16 protein-coding genes and 1 tRNA gene are annotated in these 20,310 nt (G+C 73.5%); 4 read left to right on the top strand and 13 right to left on the bottom strand.

Annotated features, from left to right (window positions below; all coding sequences use genetic code 11):
• Nucleotides 1–88 precede the first annotated feature (88 nt).
• The 6 genes from KZX45_RS18055 to tmk all read right to left on the bottom strand — a co-directional run bounded on the left by KZX45_RS18055 (nucleotide 89) and on the right by tmk (nucleotide 4,832).
• Complete coding sequence (locus KZX45_RS18055; RefSeq protein ID WP_248259151.1) at nucleotides 89–430, bottom strand: Lsr2 family protein; 342 nt, start codon at nucleotides 428–430, stop codon at nucleotides 89–91.
• Between the two features lie 141 nt (nucleotides 431–571).
• The gene (locus tag KZX45_RS18050; RefSeq protein ID WP_248259150.1) at nucleotides 572–733 is read right to left on the bottom strand and encodes a hypothetical protein; all 162 of its coding nucleotides are present in this window, start codon (nucleotides 731–733) and stop codon (nucleotides 572–574) included.
• Between the two features lie 464 nt (nucleotides 734–1,197).
• Nucleotides 1,198–1,270: transfer RNA gene (locus KZX45_RS18045), tRNA-Thr, on the bottom strand.
• A 102-nt stretch (nucleotides 1,271–1,372) separates the two neighbouring features.
• Nucleotides 1,373–2,926 (bottom strand): alpha/beta hydrolase, encoded by a 1,554-nt coding sequence (locus KZX45_RS18040; protein ID WP_248259149.1) that lies wholly within the window; start codon nucleotides 2,924–2,926, stop codon nucleotides 1,373–1,375.
• A 44-nt stretch (nucleotides 2,927–2,970) separates the two neighbouring features.
• Nucleotides 2,971–4,143 carry a DNA polymerase III subunit delta' gene (locus tag KZX45_RS18035; protein WP_248259148.1) on the bottom strand — a complete coding sequence of 391 codons (1,173 nt, stop codon included), beginning with the start codon at nucleotides 4,141–4,143 and terminating at the stop codon, nucleotides 2,971–2,973.
• A complete protein-coding gene (gene tmk / locus KZX45_RS18030; protein WP_248259147.1) occupies nucleotides 4,140–4,832 on the bottom strand; it encodes a dTMP kinase in 693 nt (230 codons plus the stop codon). Before tmk ends, KZX45_RS18035 begins: the two co-directional genes overlap by 4 nt.
• 124 nt (nucleotides 4,833–4,956) lie before the next feature.
• Between tmk and KZX45_RS18025 the strand changes: the two genes are divergently transcribed.
• Entirely contained in the window at nucleotides 4,957–5,817 is an 861-nt protein-coding gene (locus tag KZX45_RS18025) for an alpha/beta fold hydrolase (RefSeq protein ID WP_248259146.1), read from the top strand.
• Here KZX45_RS18025 and KZX45_RS18020 read toward each other — a convergent pair.
• From KZX45_RS18020 to topA, 3 genes are read right to left on the bottom strand one after another with little or no spacing between them, the layout of a single operon-like run.
• On the bottom strand, nucleotides 5,751–6,845 hold the full coding sequence (locus KZX45_RS18020; protein WP_248259145.1) for a Gfo/Idh/MocA family protein: 1,095 nt from the start codon (nucleotides 6,843–6,845) through the stop codon (nucleotides 5,751–5,753). The two genes, KZX45_RS18025 and KZX45_RS18020, sit on opposite strands and share 67 nt — an antisense overlap.
• Before the next feature lie 20 nt (nucleotides 6,846–6,865).
• The gene (locus tag KZX45_RS18015) at nucleotides 6,866–7,147 is read right to left on the bottom strand and encodes a hypothetical protein (protein ID WP_248259144.1); all 282 of its coding nucleotides are present in this window, start codon (nucleotides 7,145–7,147) and stop codon (nucleotides 6,866–6,868) included.
• Nucleotides 7,148–7,195: 48 nt separating this feature from the next.
• Nucleotides 7,196–9,952, bottom strand: coding sequence for a type I DNA topoisomerase (gene topA / locus KZX45_RS18010; protein WP_248259143.1), 2,757 nt, complete (start codon nucleotides 9,950–9,952; stop codon nucleotides 7,196–7,198).
• A gap of 152 nt (nucleotides 9,953–10,104) precedes the next feature.
• Between topA and KZX45_RS18005 the strand changes: the two genes are divergently transcribed.
• Complete coding sequence (locus KZX45_RS18005) at nucleotides 10,105–11,178, top strand: YihY/virulence factor BrkB family protein (RefSeq protein ID WP_248259142.1); 1,074 nt, start codon at nucleotides 10,105–10,107, stop codon at nucleotides 11,176–11,178.
• 10 nt (nucleotides 11,179–11,188) lie between these two features.
• Here KZX45_RS18005 and KZX45_RS18000 read toward each other — a convergent pair whose 3' ends face one another.
• The 3 genes from KZX45_RS18000 to KZX45_RS20415 all read right to left on the bottom strand — a co-directional run bounded on the left by KZX45_RS18000 (nucleotide 11,189) and on the right by KZX45_RS20415 (nucleotide 15,319).
• Nucleotides 11,189–13,597 (bottom strand): glycoside hydrolase family 65 protein, encoded by a 2,409-nt coding sequence (locus KZX45_RS18000; protein WP_248259141.1) that lies wholly within the window; start codon nucleotides 13,595–13,597, stop codon nucleotides 11,189–11,191.
• The gene (locus KZX45_RS17995) at nucleotides 13,594–14,325 is read right to left on the bottom strand and encodes a beta-phosphoglucomutase family hydrolase (protein ID WP_248259140.1); all 732 of its coding nucleotides are present in this window, start codon (nucleotides 14,323–14,325) and stop codon (nucleotides 13,594–13,596) included. Before KZX45_RS17995 ends, KZX45_RS18000 begins: the two co-directional genes overlap by 4 nt.
• Nucleotides 14,326–14,431: 106 nt before the next feature.
• Complete coding sequence (locus KZX45_RS20415) at nucleotides 14,432–15,319, bottom strand: phosphatase PAP2 family protein (protein WP_248259139.1); 888 nt, start codon at nucleotides 15,317–15,319, stop codon at nucleotides 14,432–14,434.
• A gap of 68 nt (nucleotides 15,320–15,387) precedes the next feature.
• On the opposite strand from KZX45_RS20415, the gene KZX45_RS17985 reads away from it, so the two are divergent.
• Together KZX45_RS17985 and KZX45_RS17980 are read left to right on the top strand one after the other, a co-directional pair.
• Nucleotides 15,388–18,945 (top strand): methylmalonyl-CoA mutase family protein, encoded by a 3,558-nt coding sequence (locus KZX45_RS17985; protein ID WP_248259138.1) that lies wholly within the window; start codon nucleotides 15,388–15,390, stop codon nucleotides 18,943–18,945.
• A 132-nt stretch (nucleotides 18,946–19,077) separates the two neighbouring features.
• Complete coding sequence (locus KZX45_RS17980) at nucleotides 19,078–20,070, top strand: ABC transporter substrate-binding protein (RefSeq protein WP_248259137.1); 993 nt, start codon at nucleotides 19,078–19,080, stop codon at nucleotides 20,068–20,070.
• 52 nt (nucleotides 20,071–20,122) lie between these two features.
• Here the strand turns inward: KZX45_RS17980 and KZX45_RS17975 are convergent.
• On the bottom strand, nucleotides 20,123–20,310 hold a 188-nt coding region (locus KZX45_RS17975), incomplete at its 5' end, for a hypothetical protein (RefSeq protein WP_248257835.1).

The raw sequence follows: 20,310 nt of genomic DNA, 5'->3' as shown, positions 1-20,310 counted from the left end.
GGATCCCCCCCGGGGGTCGTCCGGCCCCCCCCGGCCGGCGCCCGCACCCCCCGGGGGGGGCCGGCCCGCCTGCCCGGCTGGACCGGGGTCAGCTGGTGGCCTTCTCGTAGGCCTCGCGGATCTCCGCGGAGATGCGCCCGCGCTCCGACACCTCGTAGCCGTGCTCGCGCGCCCAGTCGCGGATCCGTCCCGCGTCCGAGGAGGAGGCGCGGGCGGCGCCCCCACCCGTGGAGCGCCGGGCGGGCGCCCGCCGACCGCCGGCCCGGCGGGCGTGGCCCTTCCACTCGGCGAAGGACTCGCGCAGAGCCTTCGCGTGGGCGTCGGAAAGGTCGATCTCGTAGGTCACGCCGTCAATTGCGAATGTGACGGTCTCGTCCGCTGGGGAGCCGTCGATATCGTCGATGAGCTGGACCTGCATCTTCTGCACCATGGCGGGTTCTTTCTCGTCGTCAGTCGTGAGAGCAGGAGAACACCCCTGAGAGTGATACGAATCGATCACCTGATGCGCGAGCGTAATTCTTTTGACGAGCAATGTCACGCCAACGGGCGCGAGCTGTGGAAGAAGAAGTAATCAGGCGCCGGGTGCCTGTTCCGGTCCTTTCCGAAGGGACTCCTCCTCGAGCCTGCGGATCGCTTCGCGCTCATTACGGTCGGCGTTCACGAAGGCGCGGATCACGAGGTAGAACAGCAGGCCCGTGCCGACCGAGGGGATGAGCGCGACGAGATAGTCCACGCCCCAAGTGTACGGCGAGCGCCCCCGCAGGATCGCGTGAGGGATCGCACCGCCCTCCCCGTGGCGGCTGCGCCGGCCTGCCCGAACACGTCGACCCTCCGTCGGTCGGCCGGGCGGGACCTCGTGCTGCCGGGTCCTCGGCCCCGACGACTGCCGGGCGGGGAGGCCCCGCGCCCGGCGCCGGGAAAGGCGCCCCGCACGAAATGACCGGGGGCGCAATCCAGGGAACGACCCTAGGAACAATTTCACACTTCTGCGGCCGAAATAGTCTCCCGTCGTCCGCGCACGACGGCCGCGGCGCCCCGCGGCATAAGTGCCCGGCCGGGCTCCATTGCCGGCACCTGCCACGGCGGGGAATTGGCGACCGGAAATCCCGTCGCCACGTGACGGCCGTCCGGGTCGCCGGGCCGGGAAAGCCGGACGGCCCGGTCCGACTTCGCGTCGTGACCGGGCCGTCCCTGCTGAGCCGCCTGTGGGAATCGAACCCACGACCTATTCATTACGAGTGAATCGCTCTGCCGACTGAGCTAAGGCGGCGTGCCCGTCGAGGATCGCCCGACGCAGCGCGGACCACTGTACCGGGAGCGGGGCGCCTGGAACAAAATGCTCCGGCCAGGTGTGCGCGGCATCACTCGCCGGTCAGCAGGTCAGGCCGTCCTGCGGCACGGTCCCGTCGATGAGGAAGTCGTCGACGGCGCGGACGACGCAGTCGTTGGACCGGCCGTACGCGGTGTGCCCCTCGCCCTCGAACGTGACGAGGAAGCCGTTCTCGAGCTGCTCGGCCAGGCTGACGCTCCACTCGTACGGCGTCGCCGGATCGCCCGTCGTGCCGACGACCATGATCGGCGCCGAGCCCTCCGCCCGGACCGGCCCGCGCTCGGCGTCGCCCTTCACCGGCCACTGGTCGCAGAGCATGTCGCCGTAGCCCATGGCCGGGCCGAACGTCGGCGCGGCCGCCTCGAGCTCCTCCGCCTGCTGCTGCCACAGGGCCGGATCGCCCGAGGACGGGAAGTCCAGGCAGTTCACCGCCCAGTTCGCCTCGGTGGAGTTCTTCGGGTAGGTCCCGTCGGCCTCGCGGCCGGCCATGAGGTCGGCGAGGAAGAGCAGCTGCGAGCCGTCACGGTCGTTGATCGCCTGGTCGAGCGCCGACGACAGGACGAACCAGCTGGCGCTGTCGTACAGCGGGGTGATGACGCCCGAGAACGCGAGCGAGGCCGTCAGCTCCCGGCCCGTGGACGTGGGCAGCGGGGTGTCACCCACCACGTCGAAGAGGGTCCGTACCTGCCGGACTCCGTCGTCCACCGAGCCGGTCAGCGGGCAGTCCGGTCCGCCGAGGCAGTCCTCGACGTACGCACGCAGCGCCTCCTCGAACCCGATGGCCTGGCCCAGCGTGGTCTCGTGCGAGCTGAGAGAGGGGTCCATCGCGCCGTCGAGGACGAGGTTGCCCGTGTTCTCGGGGAACAGCTCCGCGTACGTGGCGCCCAGGAACGTGCCGTAGGAGTACCCGAGGTAGTCGAGCTTCTCCTCGTCCAGCACGGCTCGCAGGATGTCCATGTCCCGGGCGGCGGACTCGGTGTCGACATTCCCGATCAGCTCCCCGCTGCCCCGGGCGCACCCGTCGGCGATGAGCCTCGCGTCGGCGCGGTAGGCGTCGAGACCCTCCGCGGTCTCGGTGTCGTAGTCCGCGCTGCGGATGCGGTCGAGCTCCGCGTCGCTGACGCAGTCCACGGGCGTCGACGCCGCGACCCCGCGCGGGTCGAAGCCGACCACGTCGTACGCGGCGCGCAGGTCCTCGCTGAACATGGCGGTGGCCGCGTCCACGAGCTCCATGCCGGAGCTGCCCGGGCCACCGGGGTTGATGACGAGCGAGCCCACCCGGGCGTCGGCGTCGGTGCTGGCCAGCCGCTTGACCGCGAGGGTGATCCGTTCGCCGTCGGGCTCGTCGTAGCTCAGCGGCACGGCCACCTCGGCGCACTCGAACTCCCCGCACGCCTCCCAGGCCACCTCCTGGTCGTGGTAGGCCTGCAGCTCCTCCGTCGACGGGGCGCTGGTGGTCGCCTCGGCCGAGGCGGTCGGCGGGGCGGCGGTCGGCCCTGCGTCCGGGACCCGCTCGAGCGGCTCGGGGGTGCAGGCGGTGAGCGTCAGGGCGGCGACGAGCACGCCGAGGACGCCGGCGCGGATGGTACGGGGCACGCGCTCACGCTACCTGGCGCGCGGCGCCCGCACGCCGCGGTCCCTCACCCCTGGGGGCGCAGCGCCACCATCATCGCCTCGACGGCCAGGAGCGGGGCGACGTTCGCGGCGAGCCGCTCCCGCGCCACCCCGACCGCGTCCATGCGCCGCACCGTCTGCTCGGGCGTGGAGCCGCCCGCCAGGGCCCGCACCTCGGCGGCGAGGTCGGTGTTGATGAGCTCGACGTCGGCCGCGAGCTGGACGACGAGCACGTCGCGGTAGAGGGAGAGCAGGTCCACCATCGCGCGGTCGAGGACGTCGCGCTGCGCGCGGGTGGCCCGACGCTTCTGATCGTCCTCGAGCTGCTTGACCTGCCCGCGCAGCGCGGGCGGCAGCCGGGTTCCGGCCTCGGCGCCGAGGTTGCGCAGCAGCTCGGCCTTCTCGGCGGCGTCGCGCTCCTCGGTGGCCGCCCTGGCGTCGGCGGCCGCGGTCTCGATGAGGTCGGCCGCCGCCAGGACCGCGTCCCCGACCCCGCGGATGCCGGCGGGCACGGCCAGGAGGCGGCGACGTCGGGCCCGGGCCTCCGGGTCCCGGGCGAGCCGGCGGGCCAGGCCGACGTGGGACTGGGCGGCCCGCGCAGCGGCCAGCGCCACGTCCGGGTCGAGGCCGTCGCGGCGCACGAGCAGGTCGGCGACGGCCCGCGGGTCGGGCACGCGCAGGTGCACGGCGCGGCAGCGCGAGCGGATCGTGGTCAGCACGTCCTCGGGGCTCGGCGCGCACAGCAGCCACACCGTGCGCGGCGGCGGCTCCTCCACGGCCTTGAGGAGCACGTTGGACGTCCGCTCGACCATGCGGTCCGCGTCCTCCATGAGCATGACGCGCCACCGCCCCTGGGACGGCGCGCGCTGCGCCTGGGAGATCAGCGGGCGGATCTCCTCGATCGCGAAGATGACCTTCTCGGTGCCGATGAGCGTGACGTCCGCGTGGGTCCCGGCGAGGGCGGTGGTGCACCCGTGGCAGCGCCCGCAGCCCGGCTCCGCCGGGTCGGTGCACTGCAGGGCGGCCGCGAAGGCGCGGGCGGCCACCGAGCGCCCCGACCCCGGGGGGCCGGTGATGAGCCACGCGTGGCTCATGGCGCGGGCCGCGGCGTCGCCGGTGGCCTCGCGCGAGGCGAGGACGGCGCCGCGCAGCGTGGCGACCACCTCGTCCTGGCCGACGACCTCGTCCCAGACGCTCATCGCGAGCCCTGCGGGGACGTGGCCGCGGCGGGCGCGGGCAGCAGCGGCGCGAGGCGGGCGCGCACGGCGGCGTGGATCTCCGCGGGCGGCGCCGCCGCGTCGAGGACGAGGAAGCGGCCCGGCTCGGCCCGGGCGAGGGCGAGGAAGTGCTCGCGCACCCGGGTGTGGAACACCAGCGACTCGCGCTCGAGCCGGTCGGGGGCGCCGGTGCGCCGCCCGGCCGCGACGGCGGGGTCGAGGTCGAGCAGGACGGTGAGGTCCGGCAGCAGCCCCTCGGTGGCCCACAGCGACAGGGCGCGGATCTCGTCGTCGCCGAGCTCGCGGGCCGCGCCCTGGTAGGCGACGGAGGAGTCGAGGTAGCGGTCGGTGACCACGACGGCGCCGCGGGCGAGGGCGGGCCGCACGAGCCGGTGGACGTGGTGGGCGCGGTCGGTGGCGTAGAGCAGCGCCTCGGTGCGCGGGTCGAGGTCCTCGCCGTGGAGCACGGCGTCGCGCAGCACCTGGCCGAGGGCCGTCCCGCCGGGCTCGCGGGTGAGGACCACCTCGTGGCCGAGCCCGCCGAGCCACTCGCCGAGGAGGTCACGCTGCGTCGTCTTCCCGGCGCCGTCACCACCCTCGAACGAGACGAAGCACCCGCGGTGAGCGAGGTCGGCGGCGGGCGGGACGGCGGTCGGGACCTCGGGGCTCACCGGGCCAGGGTAGCCGCGCGCACCGCCGGGCTCCGCCGTCGTCCCCACCGCCGGCCGGCGTTCCGCCCGCCCGCGGCGACCCCGCGTGCCAGAGTGAGGGTCTCCCGAGGTGAGGGGGCGGACGATGGACAGGGTCGACGTCGACGGGCTCTCGATCGCGTACGAGCGGGTCGGCGAGGGACCCGCGCTCGTGCTCCTGCACGGGTTCGTCGGGGATGCGCGCAGCACGTGGCGCCGCCAGCTCGAGGCCCTCGCCGACGAGTTCACCGTGGTGGCCTGGGACGCCCCCGGCGCGGGCCGGTCCGACGACCCGCCCGAGGGGTTCGGCATGGCCGGGTACGCGGACACGCTGGCAGGCTTCCTCGACCGGCTGGGCCTGCACCGGCCGCACGTGGCGGGCGTGTCCTTCGGCGGGGCGCTGGCCCTCGCCCTGCTCGGCCGTCACCCGGACCTGCCGGCCACGCTGGTGCTGACCAGCGCGTACGCCGGCTGGGTGGGGTCCCTGCCCGCCGAGGTGGCGCGCCGGCGGCTGGAGGACTCGCTCGCGCTGGCGGAGTCCGGCGGCGAGGAGCTCGAAGCCGCGCTGATGCCGACGATGTTCGCGCCCGGCACGCCCCGGGCGGTGGTCGAGGAGTTCGCCGCCGCGGTGCGGGCGTCCCACCCGGACGGGTTCCGCTCGATGGCCCGCGCCTCGGCCACCGACCTGCGCGAGGTCCTGCCGCGCGTGCACGTGCCGACGCTGGTGGTGCACGGGGACCGGGACACGCGGGCGCCGCGGACCGTTGCCGACCACCTGCACGCCGCGATCGCCGGCTCGACGCTCACGGTGCTCCCCGGCGCCGGCCACCTCTGCCAGCTCGAGGCACCGGTGGCCTACAACCGTGCCGTGCGGACGTTCCTCCGCTCCGCAGGCCCCGCTCAGAGCGGGGGTGCGTCCGGGACGGCGTCGACCGCCGGGTCGACCCCGGTGAGCTCGCCCGGGTAGACGACGCCGAGCTGGCGGCGCACCTCGTCGAGGGTCGCCATGACCTCCAGCGTCGCGCTCCACGGCATGACGTCGGACTGCTGGCGTCCCTCGGCCACGCAGCGCGCGACCTCGGCCGCCTCGTGCTGGAAGCCGCCGCGGTCGGCGCCCTCCGGCGGCCAGCTCCACGCCGGCCCGGCGAACGGGGTGACCGTGAAACCGGTGGTGCCGTAGAACGGCGCGGCGACGTCGAGGCGTCCGTCGGTGCCGATCACCGAGGCGGTCGTCGCGCTGCGCGCCCACATGTTCGCGGTGCACACGGCGACGGCCCGCGCGTGCGCCCCCGCGTAGGTCAGCGTCACCGCCTCGTGCGCGTCCACGCCGAGGTCCGTCAGCACGCCGGCGGCGTGCACGCCCGCGGGGGCGCCGAGGAGGCTGTGGGCGAAGGAGACCGGGTAGACCCCGAGGTCCAGCAGCGCCCCGCCGGCCAGCTCCGGGGCGTACAGGCGCTCCACGAGGTCCAGGCGCTGCCCGTGGTCGGCGTGGACGGCGAGCACCTCCCCGAGCACGCCGGAGGCGACCACCTCGCGCAGCGCGACCATGTGCGGCAGGAACCGCGACCACATCGCCTCCATCGCGAACAGGCCGAGATCGCCCGCGGTGGTGAGGACCTCCCGGGCCTCCGCCGCGTTGCGGGTGAACGCCTTCTCCACCAGCACGTGCTTGCCCGCGGCGAGCGCGAGCATGGCGTGGGCGTGGTGGTGGCTGTGCGGGGTGGCGACGTAGACGACGTCGACCTCCGGGTCGGCCACCAGCGCCGCGTACCCGCCGTACGCGCGCTCGATGCCGTGCTCGGCCGCGAACGTGGCGGCCTTCATCGCGTCCCGGGACCCGACGGCGACCACGCGCTGGGCGCTGCGGGCCGGGACCTCCCGCGCGAACCGGCCGGCGATGCCGCCGGCGCCGAGGATCCCCCAGCGCAGCGGCGGGGCGTGGCGGGGGTCGGGCGGTGCGGGGAGCGGGGGCGGTGTCGCCGTCGACGAGGTCATGGCAGCAATCTACGTTCCGGCTACGGTCCGACGGCGAGGGTGAGGTCCCCGCCGGAGACGAGGGCCTCGACGGTGACGGTGCCTCCCGGCCCCACCTCGACCACGGTGGACGCGGTGCGGGCGCCGTCGCGGACCGTGAGCTCGTGGCTGCCCGGCGCGACCGCGAGCCGCAGCACGCGGCCGGTCCGGGTGTCGTGGGCGTCGCCGTCGAGAAGGACGCTGGGCGCCCGGAGGACGTGGCGCAGGCGGTCGAGGAAGCCGGCGGCCAGCACCCGCACCTGCAGGGTCGCGGCAACGGTCACGCGTCGATCCTGCCAGGGCCGGCCCGCCGCCGCGCGCCGCGCGCGCCCTCAGCCCTTGGCGGGCGTCTTCCGGGTGGTCGTCTTCTTCGCCGCGGGCTTGCGCGCCGCCGGCTTGCGGGCGGGCTTCTTGGCCGGCCCCTTGGCGCGCTTCTCGGCGAGGAGCTCGAAGCCGCGCTCGGGGGTGAGCGACTCGACGTCGTCGTCCTTGCGCAGCGTGGCGTTGGTGGTGCCGTCGGTGACGTACGGGCCGAAACGGCCGTCCTTGACCACCACGGGCTTGCCGCTGACCGGGTCCTCCCCAAGCTCGCGCAGCGGCGGCTTCGCGGTGGCGCCCCGCCGGGTCTTCGGCTTGGCGTAGATCGCGAGCGCCTCCTCGAGGGTGATGTCGAACATCTGCTCCTCGGACTCCAGGGAGCGCGAGTCCGTGCCGCGCTTGAGGTAGGGGCCGTACCGGCCGTTCTGCGCGGTGATCTCCACGCCCTCGGGATCGGTGCCGACCACCCGCGGCAGGGACAGCAGCCTCAGGGCCTGGTCGAGGTCGACCGTCTCCAGCTGCATCGACTTCAGGAGCGAGGCGGTGCGCGGCTTGGCCTTGACCTTCTTCCGCGCCGGCTTCTTCGTGCCCGACGGCGCAGCCTCGGCCGCGTCGTCGTCGTCCGGCAGGACCTCGGTGACGTAAGGGCCGAAGCGGCCGTTCTTCGCGATGACCGTGTGCCCGGTGGCCGGGTCGGTGCCGAGCTCGCGCCCGTCGTCGGCCTGGCGGGAGAGGAGCTCGCGGGCCAGGTCGACGGTGAGCTCGTCGGGGGCGACGTCGTCGGGCACGGAGGCCCGCTTCCCCTCCTCGCCCTCGGTGGCCGCGGTCTCCAGGTAGGGGCCGTAGCGGCCCACCCGCAGGGTGATGCCGTCGCCGATGTCGATGCTGTTGACGGCGCGGGCGTCGATGTCGCCCAGCCCCTCGACGAGGTTCCGCAGCCCCGGGCGCTCGGTGGCGGCGTCGCCGCGGTAGAACCGCGTCAGCCAGCCGACGCGGTCCTCGGTGCCCGTCGCGATGCGGTCGAGGTCGGACTCCATCTCGGCGGTGAAGTCGTAGTCGACGAGCCGCGGGAGGTTGTCCTCGAGCAGGCGGACCACCGAGAACGCCAGCCAGGTGGGCACCAGGGCCTGCCCCCGACGGTCGACGTAGCCGCGGTCGACGATCACGGAGATCGTCGCGGCGTAGGTGGAGGGCCGGCCGATGCCGCGCTCCTCCAGCGCCTTGACCAGGCTCGCCTCGGTGTAGCGCGGCGGCGGGGTGGTCTCGTGCCCCTCGGCGGTGACCTTCTCGGTCGCGACGACGTCGCCCTCGGCCACCACGGGCAGCCGCGTCTCCTTGTCGTCCTTGCCGTCCTTGTCGTACCGGTCGGCGTCGCGGCCCTCCTCGTAGGCGGCGAGGAAGCCGCGGAAGGTGATGACCGTGCCGGAGGCGGTGAGCTCGGCCCGCGCCGCGGTCCCGTCCGCGAGCGTCGGGTCGGCGCCGAGCCGGACGGTGGCGGTGGAGCCGCGGGCGTCGGCCATCTGCGAGGCGACGGTGCGCTTCCAGATCAGCTCGTAGAGCTTGAACTGGGCGCCGCTGAGCTGGCCGGCCACCTGCGCCGGGGTGCGGAAGGAGTCCCCCGCGGGGCGGATGGCCTCGTGCGCCTCCTGCGCGCCCTTCGACTTCGCGCCGTAGACCCGGGGCTTCTCGGGCACGTACTCGGCGCCGTAGAGCTCCGCGGCCTGGCGGCGGGCGGCGGAGATCGCCTGCCCCGACAGCGCCGAGGAGTCGGTACGCATGTAGGTGATGAAGCCGTTCTCGTACAGGCCCTGCGCGGTGCGCATGGTCTCCCGGGCGCTCATGCGCAGCTTGCGGGAGGCCTCCTGCTGGAGCGTGGACGTGGTGAAGGGCGCGGCCGGGCGGCGCGTGTAGGGCTTGGTCTCCATCGAGACCACGCGGGCCTCGACCTTCTCCAGGGCCGTGGCCACGTCGGTGGCGCGCGCCTCGTCGAGATGAACCGTCCCCGCCTTCACGGCGGCCGCCCTGAGCTGACCGTCGTCGCCGAAGTCGCGGCCGGAGGCGACCCGCTTCCCGTCCAGGGTGACCAGGCGGGCCTCGAAGCTGCGGCGACCCTCGCCCGTGCTCTCGTCGCCACCCGTGAAGGTCCCCTTGACGTCCCAGTACGAGGCGGCGCGGAACGCCATGCGCTCCCGCTCCCGCTCGACGACCATGCGGGTGGCGACGGACTGCACGCGCCCGGCCGACAGACCCGGCTTGATCTTGCGCCACAGCAGCGGGGAGACCTCGTACCCGACGAGGCGGTCCAGGATGCGGCGCGTCTCCTGGGCGTCGACGAGCCGGGTGTCCAGGTCGCGGGTGTTCTCCAGCGCCCGGCCGATGGCCTCGCGGGTGATCTCGTGGAACACCATCCGCTTGACCGGCACCTTGGGCTTGAGGACGTCGAGGAGGTGCCACGCGATGGCCTCGCCCTCGCGGTCCTCGTCCGTCGCGAGGTAGAGCTCGTCGGAGTCCTTCAGGGCGCGCTTGAGCTCGGCGACCTTCTTCTTCTTGTCGGAGTCGACGACGTAGTAGGGGTCGAAGTCGCCCTCGACGTCGACGGCGAACTTCCCGTACGGGCCCTTCTTCATCTCCGCCGGCAGCTCGGAGGGCTGGGGCAGGTCACGGATGTGGCCCACGCTGGCCTCGACCTCGAAGTCCGGGCCGAGGTAGCCGCCGATGGTGCGGGCCTTGGCGGGCGACTCGACGATCACAAGCTTGCGGGAGCTGGTCACGCGGACCTTCCTCACTCTCAGGGGTGACCGCCACGCGGGCGGCCGGGGGTTTCGCGCTGACGGTACATGGTCGGCCGGACACGGTGCAGGGGCGGGCCCGCCCGAGCGCGCAGGGCTCCCCGGTGCTTGGCTTGCGTGAGGGAGGTGCGCCGATGGGACAGGACACACGCCGGCCGGCGACGGCTGCGCCGTCGCCCGGGGGCTCTGCCCCGGTGGTCGGGCGCCGGCCGTCGAAGCGCTTCATGACCGGCAAGGCGGTGCGGAAGTTCTTCGCCGACGAGTGCTGGGACCGGGCCGCGGGCATGACGTTCTTCGGGGCGCTGTCCATCCCGCCGGTGGCGGTCGCGCTGGCCTCGGTGCTCGCCCTGGCCGGGCAGGACGAGGCCGCCGTGACGGCCGTGCTCGACGTGCTGCGCCTCCTCGCCCCGGACCAGGAGTCCTTCGACGCGGTCAGCCGGCCGGTGCTGGCGCTGATGGACCACCCCTCCGCCGGGGGGTCGCTGGTGGTGGGGCTGGTGACGGCGCTGTGGCTCGCCGCGGGGTACGTGGGGTCGTTCGGCCGAGCGATGAACCACATCTACGGGGTGCACGAGGGGCGGCCGCTGTGGCGCCTGCAGGCGTGGCACCTGCTGACCACGGTGATCCTCGTGGCGTTCGGGGTGCTCGTCGCCCTGCTGCTGGTGGTGTCCGGACCGGTGGCGCGAGCCATCGGGACCGTCCTCGGCGTCGGCAACACCGCGTTGCTCGTGTGGGAGGTGCTGCGCTGGCCCCTGCTCCTGCTGGCGGCGGTGCTGGTGATCGCGCTGCTGTACTTCGCGACCCCCAACGTGCGCCACCCGCGGTTCCGGTGGATCTCCCCGGGCTCGCTCGTCGCTCTGGGGGTGTCCGCGGCCGCCACCCTGCTGCTGCGGCTCTACGCCACCTCGGGCCGCTTCGACCTCACGTACGGCGGCGTCCTGGCCGGGGTCGTGGTCTTCAGCCTGTGGCTGTGGGTGATCAACATGGCGCTGCTGCTCGGTGCGGAGCTCGACACCGAGGTCCACCGCGCGCGCCAGCTGGTGGCCGGCATCCGGGAGGCGGAGCACAAGGTGCACCTCCCGGTGCGGGACAGCAGGGCCACCGATCGGGCGCGCCGCCGGCAGGACGCGGACGCCGCACGTGCCCGGAGCCTGCGGCACTCCCACGGCTGGCGCGACGACGACGAGGACCGGCGCGAGGAGAGGTAGCGGCCGTCGCTCACGCCAGGTGGTCCGCCTCGACCGAGTCGGGCAGCTCGAAGTCGCCGGAGCCGTTGATCCGGCGCGGCGCCCGGCCCGGCGGCTGGGTGGGCTGGGGCAGCAACGGCTCCGGGTGACGCAGCGGGCGGACCAGGGGCACGTCGTCGCTGACCTCGACGTCCTCGTCGTAGAGCCGCAGCGGCATCCGGGAACCCGCCGGACCGGCGACGGCGCAGCGCACCTGCCCGTCGGCGACCCGCACCTCCAGCCGCATCCCCCGCCAGCGCAGCCGGAAGGCGAGCCCCCCGATGGTCGTCGGCAGGGCGGGGGCCAGGCGGAGCACCTCGCCGTCCTCCCGCAGTCCGCCGAACCCGGCGACGACGCCGATCCAGGCCCCGGCAAGCGAGGCGAGGTGCACGCCGTGCTCGGTGGTGCGCTGCAGGTCGTGGAGGTCGACGAGGGCCGCCTCGTGGAGGTAGTCGCGCGCCAGGGCCAGATGGCCGACCTCGGCGCACATCACCGCCTGTGTGCAGGCGGAGAGGGAGGAGTCCCGCACGGTGCGCCGCTCGTAGTAGTCGAGGTTGCGCGCCTTCTCCAGCGCCGTGAACGCGTCCGGGTGCCAGTGCATCGCGAGCACGAGGTCGGCCTGCTTGACCACCTGCTTGCGGTACAGCTGCACGTAGGGGGCGTGGAGCATGAGCGGGTAGCGCTCGCCACGGGGCTCGAAGTCCCACTCCGCGTACCGGGTGAAGTGGGCGCACTGCTGGTGCACGCCCAGCTCGGCGTCGTAGGGGATGTGGGCGTGGGCGGCGGCCGTCTTCCACGCGTCCAGCTCCTCGGCCGTCACCGCCAGGTCGGCGGCGAGGTCGGGGTGCCGCCGGCAGGCGGCGGCCGCGGCGGTGAGGTTCCGGGCCGCCTGGAGGTTGGTGAAGATGTTGTCGTCGACCACGGCCGTGTACTCGTCCGGGCCGGTGACGCCGTCGACGTGCCAGCCGCCGGAGCTGTCCTCGTGGCCGTGGGAGACCCACAGCCGGGCGGTCTCGACGAGCACCGCGAGCCCGCCGTCGCGCTCGAGGGCGGTGTCCCCCGTGACGAGGCGGTAGACGTCGAAGGCCCGGGCGATGTCGGCGTTGACGTGGAACGCGGCCGTGCCGGCGGGCCAGTACGCCGAGGTCTCCGCGCCGTCGATGGTGCGCCACGGGAACGTGGCCCCGGCGAGCCCCAGCGTGCGGGCCCGGTCGCGGGCCGCCGGGAGCGTGCTGGCGCGCCAGCGCAGCGCGTAGGCGGCGGCCTCCGGCGCGGTGAGCGTCAGCACCGGCAGGACGAAGCCCTCGATGTCCCAGAACGTATGGCCGTTGTACCCGGTGCCGGTCAGGCCCTTCGCGCCGATCGCCCGGCCCTCGGAGCGCGCGCCGGCCTGCAGGACGTGGAAGAGACCGAGCCGCACCGCCTGTTGCAGGATCTCGTCGCCGTCGATCTCGACGTCGGCGGCGTCCCAGAAGTCGTCGAGGTACTCGCGCTGGGAGAGCCGCAGGCTGGTCCACCCCGAGTACCGGGCGCTCGTGAGCGCGGCGGCGACCTGGTCGCGCAGCGCCGTGGAGGTGCGCGCGGCGGACCAGCCGTAGCCCACGTACTTGACCACGCGGAGCTTCTCCCCCGGCCGCAGGACGGTGACGATCGAGGTGCGGGCCCAGTCGGGGCGCACCTCGTTCTCGACGTCGTACTGGCCCGCGCACTCGATGTCGTGGTCCATGCCGGCGGCCAGCTGGAGGCGGGACTGGGCGGTGCGGTGGACCAGCACGGCCCCTTCCTGCTCGACGTCCTGGCTCACGGCGACGAGCGGGGCGTCCAGGGCCTTGGCCACGCGCGGGTCGTCGCTGTCCGGTGCGGGCGAGACCTCGTTGGCGACGAGCTCGGACTGGAGGATGATGCGCGTCTCCTCCACCGCCTCGACGGTGTAGGCGATCGCCGCCACCGCCCGGTGGACGAAGGAAACCAGGCGGGTGGACTTGATCCGCACGGGGCGGCCGGCCGGAGAGGTCCAGTGCACCTCGCGGCGCAGGGTGCCGGCGCGCAGGTCGAGGCGACGCTCGTGCTTGGTGAGGGTGCCGTAGCGCACGTCGAACGGCTCGTCGTCGACCAGCAGGCGGATGAGCTTGCCGTTGGTGACGTTGACGATGGCCTGCCCATCCTCCGGGTAGCCGTAGCCACCCTCAGGGTACGGCAGGGGGTGGTGCTCGAAGACGCCCGAGACGTACGTGCCGGGGACGACGTTCGGCTCCCCCTCGTCGAGGTTGCCGCGCAGCCCGATGTGGCCGTTGGACAGGGCGAAGAGCGACTCGGTCTGCCCCAGGTGCGCCAGGTCCAGCCCGTCCTCGCGCAGCACCCACGGGTCCCTGCCCAGCTCGGCGTGCCCGCTGCCCGTCACAGGAGCTCCTCCAGGTCCTCGACGACGACGTCGGCCCCAGCCGCCCGCAGCGCACCCGCCTGCCCGAGCCGGTCCACCCCGACGACGTACCCGAACCCGCCGGCCCGGCCCGCCTCGACGCCGGCCAGCGCGTCCTCGAAGACCGCGGCGGCGCCGGGCTCGACGCCCAGCTCGGCGGCGGCGGCGAGGAAGGTGTCCGGGGCCGGCTTGCCGGGCATGGACCGCTCGCGCGCCACGACGCCGTCGACGACGACGCCGAAGCGGTCCGCGAGTCCGGCGGCCTCCAGCACGGTGGCCGTGTTGGCGCTGGAGGAGACGACGGCGAGCGCCAGGCCGGCCTGGCGGGCCGCGTCCACGTAGCGGCGGCTGGCCGGGTAGACGTCGACGCCGTCCTCGTGGATCACCCGCAGCAGGAGCTCGTTCTTGCGGTTGCCCACGCCGTTGACGGTCGGGGCGTCGGGCGGGTCGTCCGGGGCGCCCTCCGGGAGCTCGACGCCGCGGCTCCGGAGGAAGTCGCGCACGCCGTCGGCCCTCCGCCGGCCGTCGACATACGCGGCGTAGTCGTCCTCGCTGAACGGGACGAACGGGGTGCCGGTGCGCGCGGCGTGGGCGGAGAGGAACTCGTCGAACGTCCGCGCCCAGGCTGCGGCGTGGATGCGCTGGGTGTCGGTGAGCACGCCGTCGAGGTCGAACAGGCAGGCCGTGACCCCTTGCGGCAACCCGAGCACGCGCACCCCCTCCGTCGGTCCTGGACCAACTCTGGCACCGTGCGCCGGGCGGCACGACTCCACGCGCCGCGCAGCCAGACTCTCGCCCGGCCGGCTCGGCGCCGCGTCAGCGCCGGGTCGAGCGCCGCGGCGCGCCGAGGACGAGCGAGGCCAGGGCGGCCAGGCAGGTCACCGCCACTACGCCGGCGCTCCCGCCGCCGTAGGCGACCAGCTGCTCGACGCGGTCGGCGCCGTCGACCTGGGAGACGAGCAGCATGCTGAGCAGCCCGACCAGGCCCGCCCCGGCACCCACGACGGCGAGGAAGGGACGCATCAGCGCGTCGGCCCGCCGGGCCCAGGGCGGCGCGGTCCGGCCGTTGTCGTCCGAGCCCGGCCCGACGACGGCGAGCGCCAGGAACACCCAGGCGGCCACCACGAGGAGCGCGGCGACGACGTCGGAGGCACGGTGCCAGCCGCCGATCATCGTGGCCACGCCCGTGCCGCCCGCGTAGGCCGCGCCGAGCAGCACGGCGAGCCAGCGCCACCGCGGCGGGGTGATCAGCAGAGCGGCCCCGGCCACGGAGGCGGCCACCGTGGTGTGCCCGCTGGGCAGGGAGTTCATGTGCACCTCGGAGATGCCGAGGTCGGGACGGCTGAAGATGCCGTACTTCAGCAGCTGGGTGGTCACGTTCGCGCCGCCCACCACCGCCGCCACCGCGACCGCGAGGAGGACCTGGCGGCGCAGCAGCGCCACCGTCACGGCGGCCAGCACGACGACCACGAGGAACGGGACCGAGACGACGTCGAGCACCGTCCGCGCGCCCTCGTCGAGGCGGCTGCGGCCGATGCGGGAACCGAGGTAGGCGACCTCGTCGACGTGCTGGCCGCTCGGCGTCGTCACGAAGAACCACCACGCCCCCACGACGGCGAGGGCGGCCAGGGCGGCGAGGAGGATGCCGACGGCACGACGGGCCGCGGTACGGGTGGGTGCCGCGGGGGCGTCGGTTCTGGTCACGGCACCACGGTATCCGCGCCCGGCTAGACTGCGAGGGCCCCGCCCGACGACGTGTGGAGGTTCACGCGATGACCACGCTCGCCCGCCCGAGCGAGAAGCAGGTGACGACCAGCCCGCTGCGGTTCGTCACCGCCGCCAGCCTGTTCGACGGCCACGACGCCTCCATCAACATCATGCGCCGGCTCATCCAGGACCGCGGCGCGGAGGTGGTGCACCTCGGCCACAACCGGTCCGTGGAGGACGTGGTGCGCGCGGCGCTGCAGGAGGACGCCGACGCGGTCGCGCTGTCCTCGTACCAGGGCGGGCACCTGGAGTACTTCCGGTACATGGTCGACATGCTGGCCGAGCGCGGGGCCGGCCACGTGCGCGTCTTCGGCGGGGGCGGCGGGACGATCACCCGCGAGGAGATCGCCGAGCTCGAGGCCTACGGCGTGGAGCGGGTGTACCACCCCGACGACGGCATGAAGCTCGGCCTGACCGGGATGATCGACGACGTCGTCGACCGCACCGCCCGGCACCGGCAGGACCGGGAGCCGGAGCCGCTCCTCGACGCCACGGCGGTGGCCGCCGGTGACGACGTCGCCGTGGGGCGGGTGCTCAGCGCGATCGAGGACGGGGCGTGGGAGGGGGCCGAGCTCGAGCAGCTGCGCAAAGCGTGGGCCGGGCGGGCCGCGGGCTCCGGCGTCGTCCCCGTGGTGGGGGTGACCGGCACCGGGGGCGCGGGGAAGTCCTCGGTGATCGACGAGCTGCTGAACAGATTCCTGGGCGCGTTCCCGCAGATGCGCGTCGCCGTGCTGTGCGTGGACCCGACCCGGCGCCGCACCGGGGGCGCGCTGCTCGGCGACCGGATCCGCATGAACTCGCTGCGCAGCCCTCGCGTGTACATGCGCTCCATGGCCACCCGCGCCAGCAACGTGGCGGTCAGCGCGGTGCTGGGGGACGCGGTGGCGTTCCTGCGCTCGGCCGGGTTCGACCTCGTGGTGGTGGAGACGGCGGGGATCGGCCAGGCGGACTCCGCGGTGGTCGAGCTGGTGGACCTGCCGGTGTACGTCATGACGAGCGACTACGGGGCGGCGAGCCAGCTCGAGAAGATCGACATGCTGGACCTGGCCGAGCTCGTGGTGCTGAACAAGTACGACCGGCGCGGGGCCGAGGACGCGCTGCGGGACGTGCGCAAGCAGTGGCGGCGCAACCGCGTCGCGTTCGACCTGACCGACGACGACGTGCCCGTCTACCCCACGATCGCCAGCCAGTTCAACGACCCGGGCGTCACCTGGATGTTCGTCAACCTGTGCCGTCTCCTCCGCGAGCGGGTGCTCGACGGCGGGGCGGGGGCCCGGCCGGCGCCGCGGGTCGACTTCCGGCCCGACGTCGACACGAGCCTGCGCGAGCCGCGCGCCACCGTGCTGATCCCGCCGCAGCGGGTGCGCTACCTCGCGGAGATCGCGGAGCAGGGACGGGCGGTGAACGCGTCGATCGAGGCGCAGGCCGAGGCCGCCGACAGGGCCCACGCGTACTGGCGGGCGCTGCGGGACCTGGAGGACCCGCGGCTGCCCGAGCCGCTGGGGCGCTACGAGGCCGTCGATCTGGAGGGCGTCGATCGGGAGGCCGCCGACCCGACGCACGGCGTCGACCCGACGCACGGCGTCGACCCGACGCAGGGCGACCGGCCCGACCCCACCCTGCTGCGCCTGCGGCGGCGCTACGACGACACCGTCGGCGCCCTCTCCCCCGAGTCCCTGGCGCTGCTGCGTTCCTGGCCCGAGCGGCTGCGGTCGATCACGGAGGAGTCCGCGGAGTACGTGGTGCGCGGCCGGACGATCAGGGTGGAGAACTACCGCGAGTCCCTCAGCCACCTGCGCGTGCCGAAGGTCGCGGCGCCGACCTACCGGGGATGGGGTGACCTGCTGCAGTTCCTCGGCAAGGAGAACCTCCCCGGCCACTACCCGTACACCGCAGGCGTGTACCCGTACCGGCGCACGGGCGAGGACCCCACCCGGATGTTCGCCGGCGAGGGCACCCCGGAACGCACCAACCGCCGCTTCCACTACCTCTCGCGGGGCCAGGAGGCGGTCCGGCTGTCGACGGCGTTCGACTCGGTGACGCTGTACGGCGAGGACCCGGCACCGCGACCGGACATCTACGGCAAGGTCGGGAACTCCGGCGTGAACGTGCCGACGCTGGACGACATGAAGAAGCTGTACTCAGGCTTCGACCTGTGCGCCCCGACGACGTCGGTCTCGATGACGATCAACGGCCCGGCGCCGATCATTCTCGCGATGTTCCTCAACACTGCCGTCGACCAGCAGGTGGAGAAGTACCTGCGCGAGGACCCGGAGCGGTGGGCAGCGACGCAGCGTCGGCTCGAGCAGATCTTCGCCGACCGGGCGCGCCCAAGGTACGCGGGCGGGCTCCCGGAGGGCCACGACGGCCTGGGCCTCGCCCTGCTCGGCGTCACCGGGGACGAGCTCGTGGACGCCGCGACGTACGAGCGGATCCGCGCCCAGACGCTGCGCGTGGTGCGCGGCACCGTCCAGGCCGACATCCTCAAGGAGGACCAGGCCCAGAACACCTGCATCTTCAGCACGGAGTTCGCGCTGAAGATGATGGGCGACATCCAGGAGTACTTCACCCGGGAGGGGGTGCGGAACTTCTACTCGGTGTCGATCTCCGGGTACCACATCGCCGAGGCCGGGGCCAACCCGATCAGCCAGCTGGCCTTCACGCTCTCCAACGGGCTGACGTTCGTCGAGTACTACCTCGCCCGCGGGATGGCGGTCGACGACTTCGCGCCGAACCTCTCGTTCTTCTTCTCCAACGGGATGGACCCCGAGTACACGGTGATCGGCCGGGTGGCCCGGCGGATCTGGGCGCGGGCGATGCGTGAGCGCTACGGGGCGGGCCCACGGAGCCAGATGCTGAAGTACCACATCCAGACCTCGGGCCGGTCGCTGCACGCCCAGGAGATCCAGTTCAACGACATCCGAACCACCCTGCAGGCGCTGTACGCGCTGTTCGACGCGACGAACAGCCTGCACACCAACGCGTACGACGAGGCGGTGACCACTCCGACCGAGGAGAGCGTCCGCCGGGCGATGGCCATCCAGATGATCATCACGAAGGAGCTGGGGCTGAGCGCGAACGAGAACCCCTGGCAAGGCAGTTTCGTCGTGTCCCGGTTGACCGACCTGGTGGAGGAGGCCGTCTACAAGGAGTTCGACGCGATCAGCGAGCGCGGCGGCGTCCTCGGCGCGATGGACACGATGTACCAGCGCGGCCGGATCCAGGAGGAGTCGCTGTACTACGAGCGCCGCAAGCACGACGGCTCGCTGCCGATCGTCGGGGTGAACACCTTCCTGCCGGCCGAGCACGCCGGGGAGATCCGCACCCCGGTGCAGCTCATCCGCTCCACCGAGGAGGAGAAGGCGCAGCAGATCGCCGGGGTGCGGGAGTTCCAGACGGCCCGGAACGCGCTCGCGCCCGACGGTCTGGTGTTCCTGCAGCGCGCCGCGCGGGAGCGGGAGAACGTCTTCGCGGCGTTGCTCGAGGCGGTGAAGACCCACAGCCTGGGGCAGATCACGCACGCGCTGTACGACGTCGGCGGTGAGTACCGTCGCAACATGTGACACGCGCCTCGCGCCGAGGATCGAGGGCGGTACCGTCCGGGTAACGCACCCTCGGGCCGGCGCCCGCGCACGTGAGGTCGAGCCGGTCCGAACGCGCCCGCTGATCAACGCCGATCGCCCAGGAGGGCCGACATGTACCGACGCCGGATCACCACCGCGACCCTCGCCGGCACGCTCGCACTGACGCTTCTCGCCTGTTCCGGCGAGGCGGAGCCGGACACCACGGACGACGGCGGAGCCGCCACGGGCGGCGCCGCGGGGACCGAGACGGTCACTCTCGGCCTGATCCCGATCATCGACGTCGCACCGGTGTACGTCGGCATGGAGCAGGGGTTCTTCGAGGACGAGGGCATCGAGCTCGAGCTGAGCACCGGGCAGGGCGGTGCGGCGATCGTGCCCGGCGTGGTCAGCGGGAGCATCGACATGGGGTTCGGCAACAACCTCTCTCTGGTCATCGGGAACTCGTCCGGCCTCCCGCTGCGGGTGATCGCGTCCGGGGTCGACAGCACGGGCGACCCGGAGCAGGATCCGTACACCATCGTCACCGCAGACGACTCGCTGCAGCGGCCCGCCGACCTCGAGGGCCGGACAGTGGCTGTGAACACGCTCAACGCCATCGGGGACACGGTGGTCCGTGCCTCGGTGCGCGCGGACGGCGGGGACCCGGACGCCGTCGAGTTCGTCGAGATGCCGTTCCCGAGCATGACGGCCGCTCTGGTGGCCGGGGACGTCGACGCGGCCTGGCAGGTGGAGCCGTTCATCACTCTCGGTGAGTCGGACGGGGTTCGTGTGCTGACGACGCCGTTGAACGACTTCACCGACGAGACGATCGAGGTCTCGTCATACTTCACCTCTCTCAAGTTCGCAGAGGAGAACCCGGAGCTGGTCGACCGGTTCCGAGCGGCGATCGAGAAGTCGCTCACCTACTCGCAGGAGAACCCTGACGCCGTGCGTGAGGTGCTGCCGAGCTACCTGGAGGTCGAGCCCGACCTCGCCGAGCGGCTCATCCTGCCCGCGTGGAACACCGAGGTGAGCGAGCCGACGTTCGAGATCTTCGCGGAGCTGGCCGGCACGGATGGCCTCATCCAGGGCGACGTCGATCTCGACACTCTGCTCGCTCGGTAGTAGCACGCCGCACCGCGCCTGCTCTCCGGCACTCACCCATCCCCACCCTTCGTCAGAAGGGTGGTGGGTCGTCGCGTTCGTCGTGGAGGGGTTCGGGTCGGCCGTGGTGGGGTGGGCGGACGGCGAGGAGGGTGACGGTGCCGTTGCGTTCGCGGCGGTAGGTGTGCCCGGAGGGGGTGAGCCAGACGAAGATGCCGGGCTCGGGCTGGGTGACGGCGAAGGCGCCGACGGTCTTGGTGA

It is taken from the genome of Georgenia sp. EYE_87, from assembly GCF_023148685.1.
Taxonomy (GTDB): Bacteria; Actinomycetota; Actinomycetes; order Actinomycetales; family Actinomycetaceae; genus Georgenia.
Note: the sequence above shows the minus strand (reverse complement) of the source record. Positions and strands in the feature narration are given on the sequence as shown.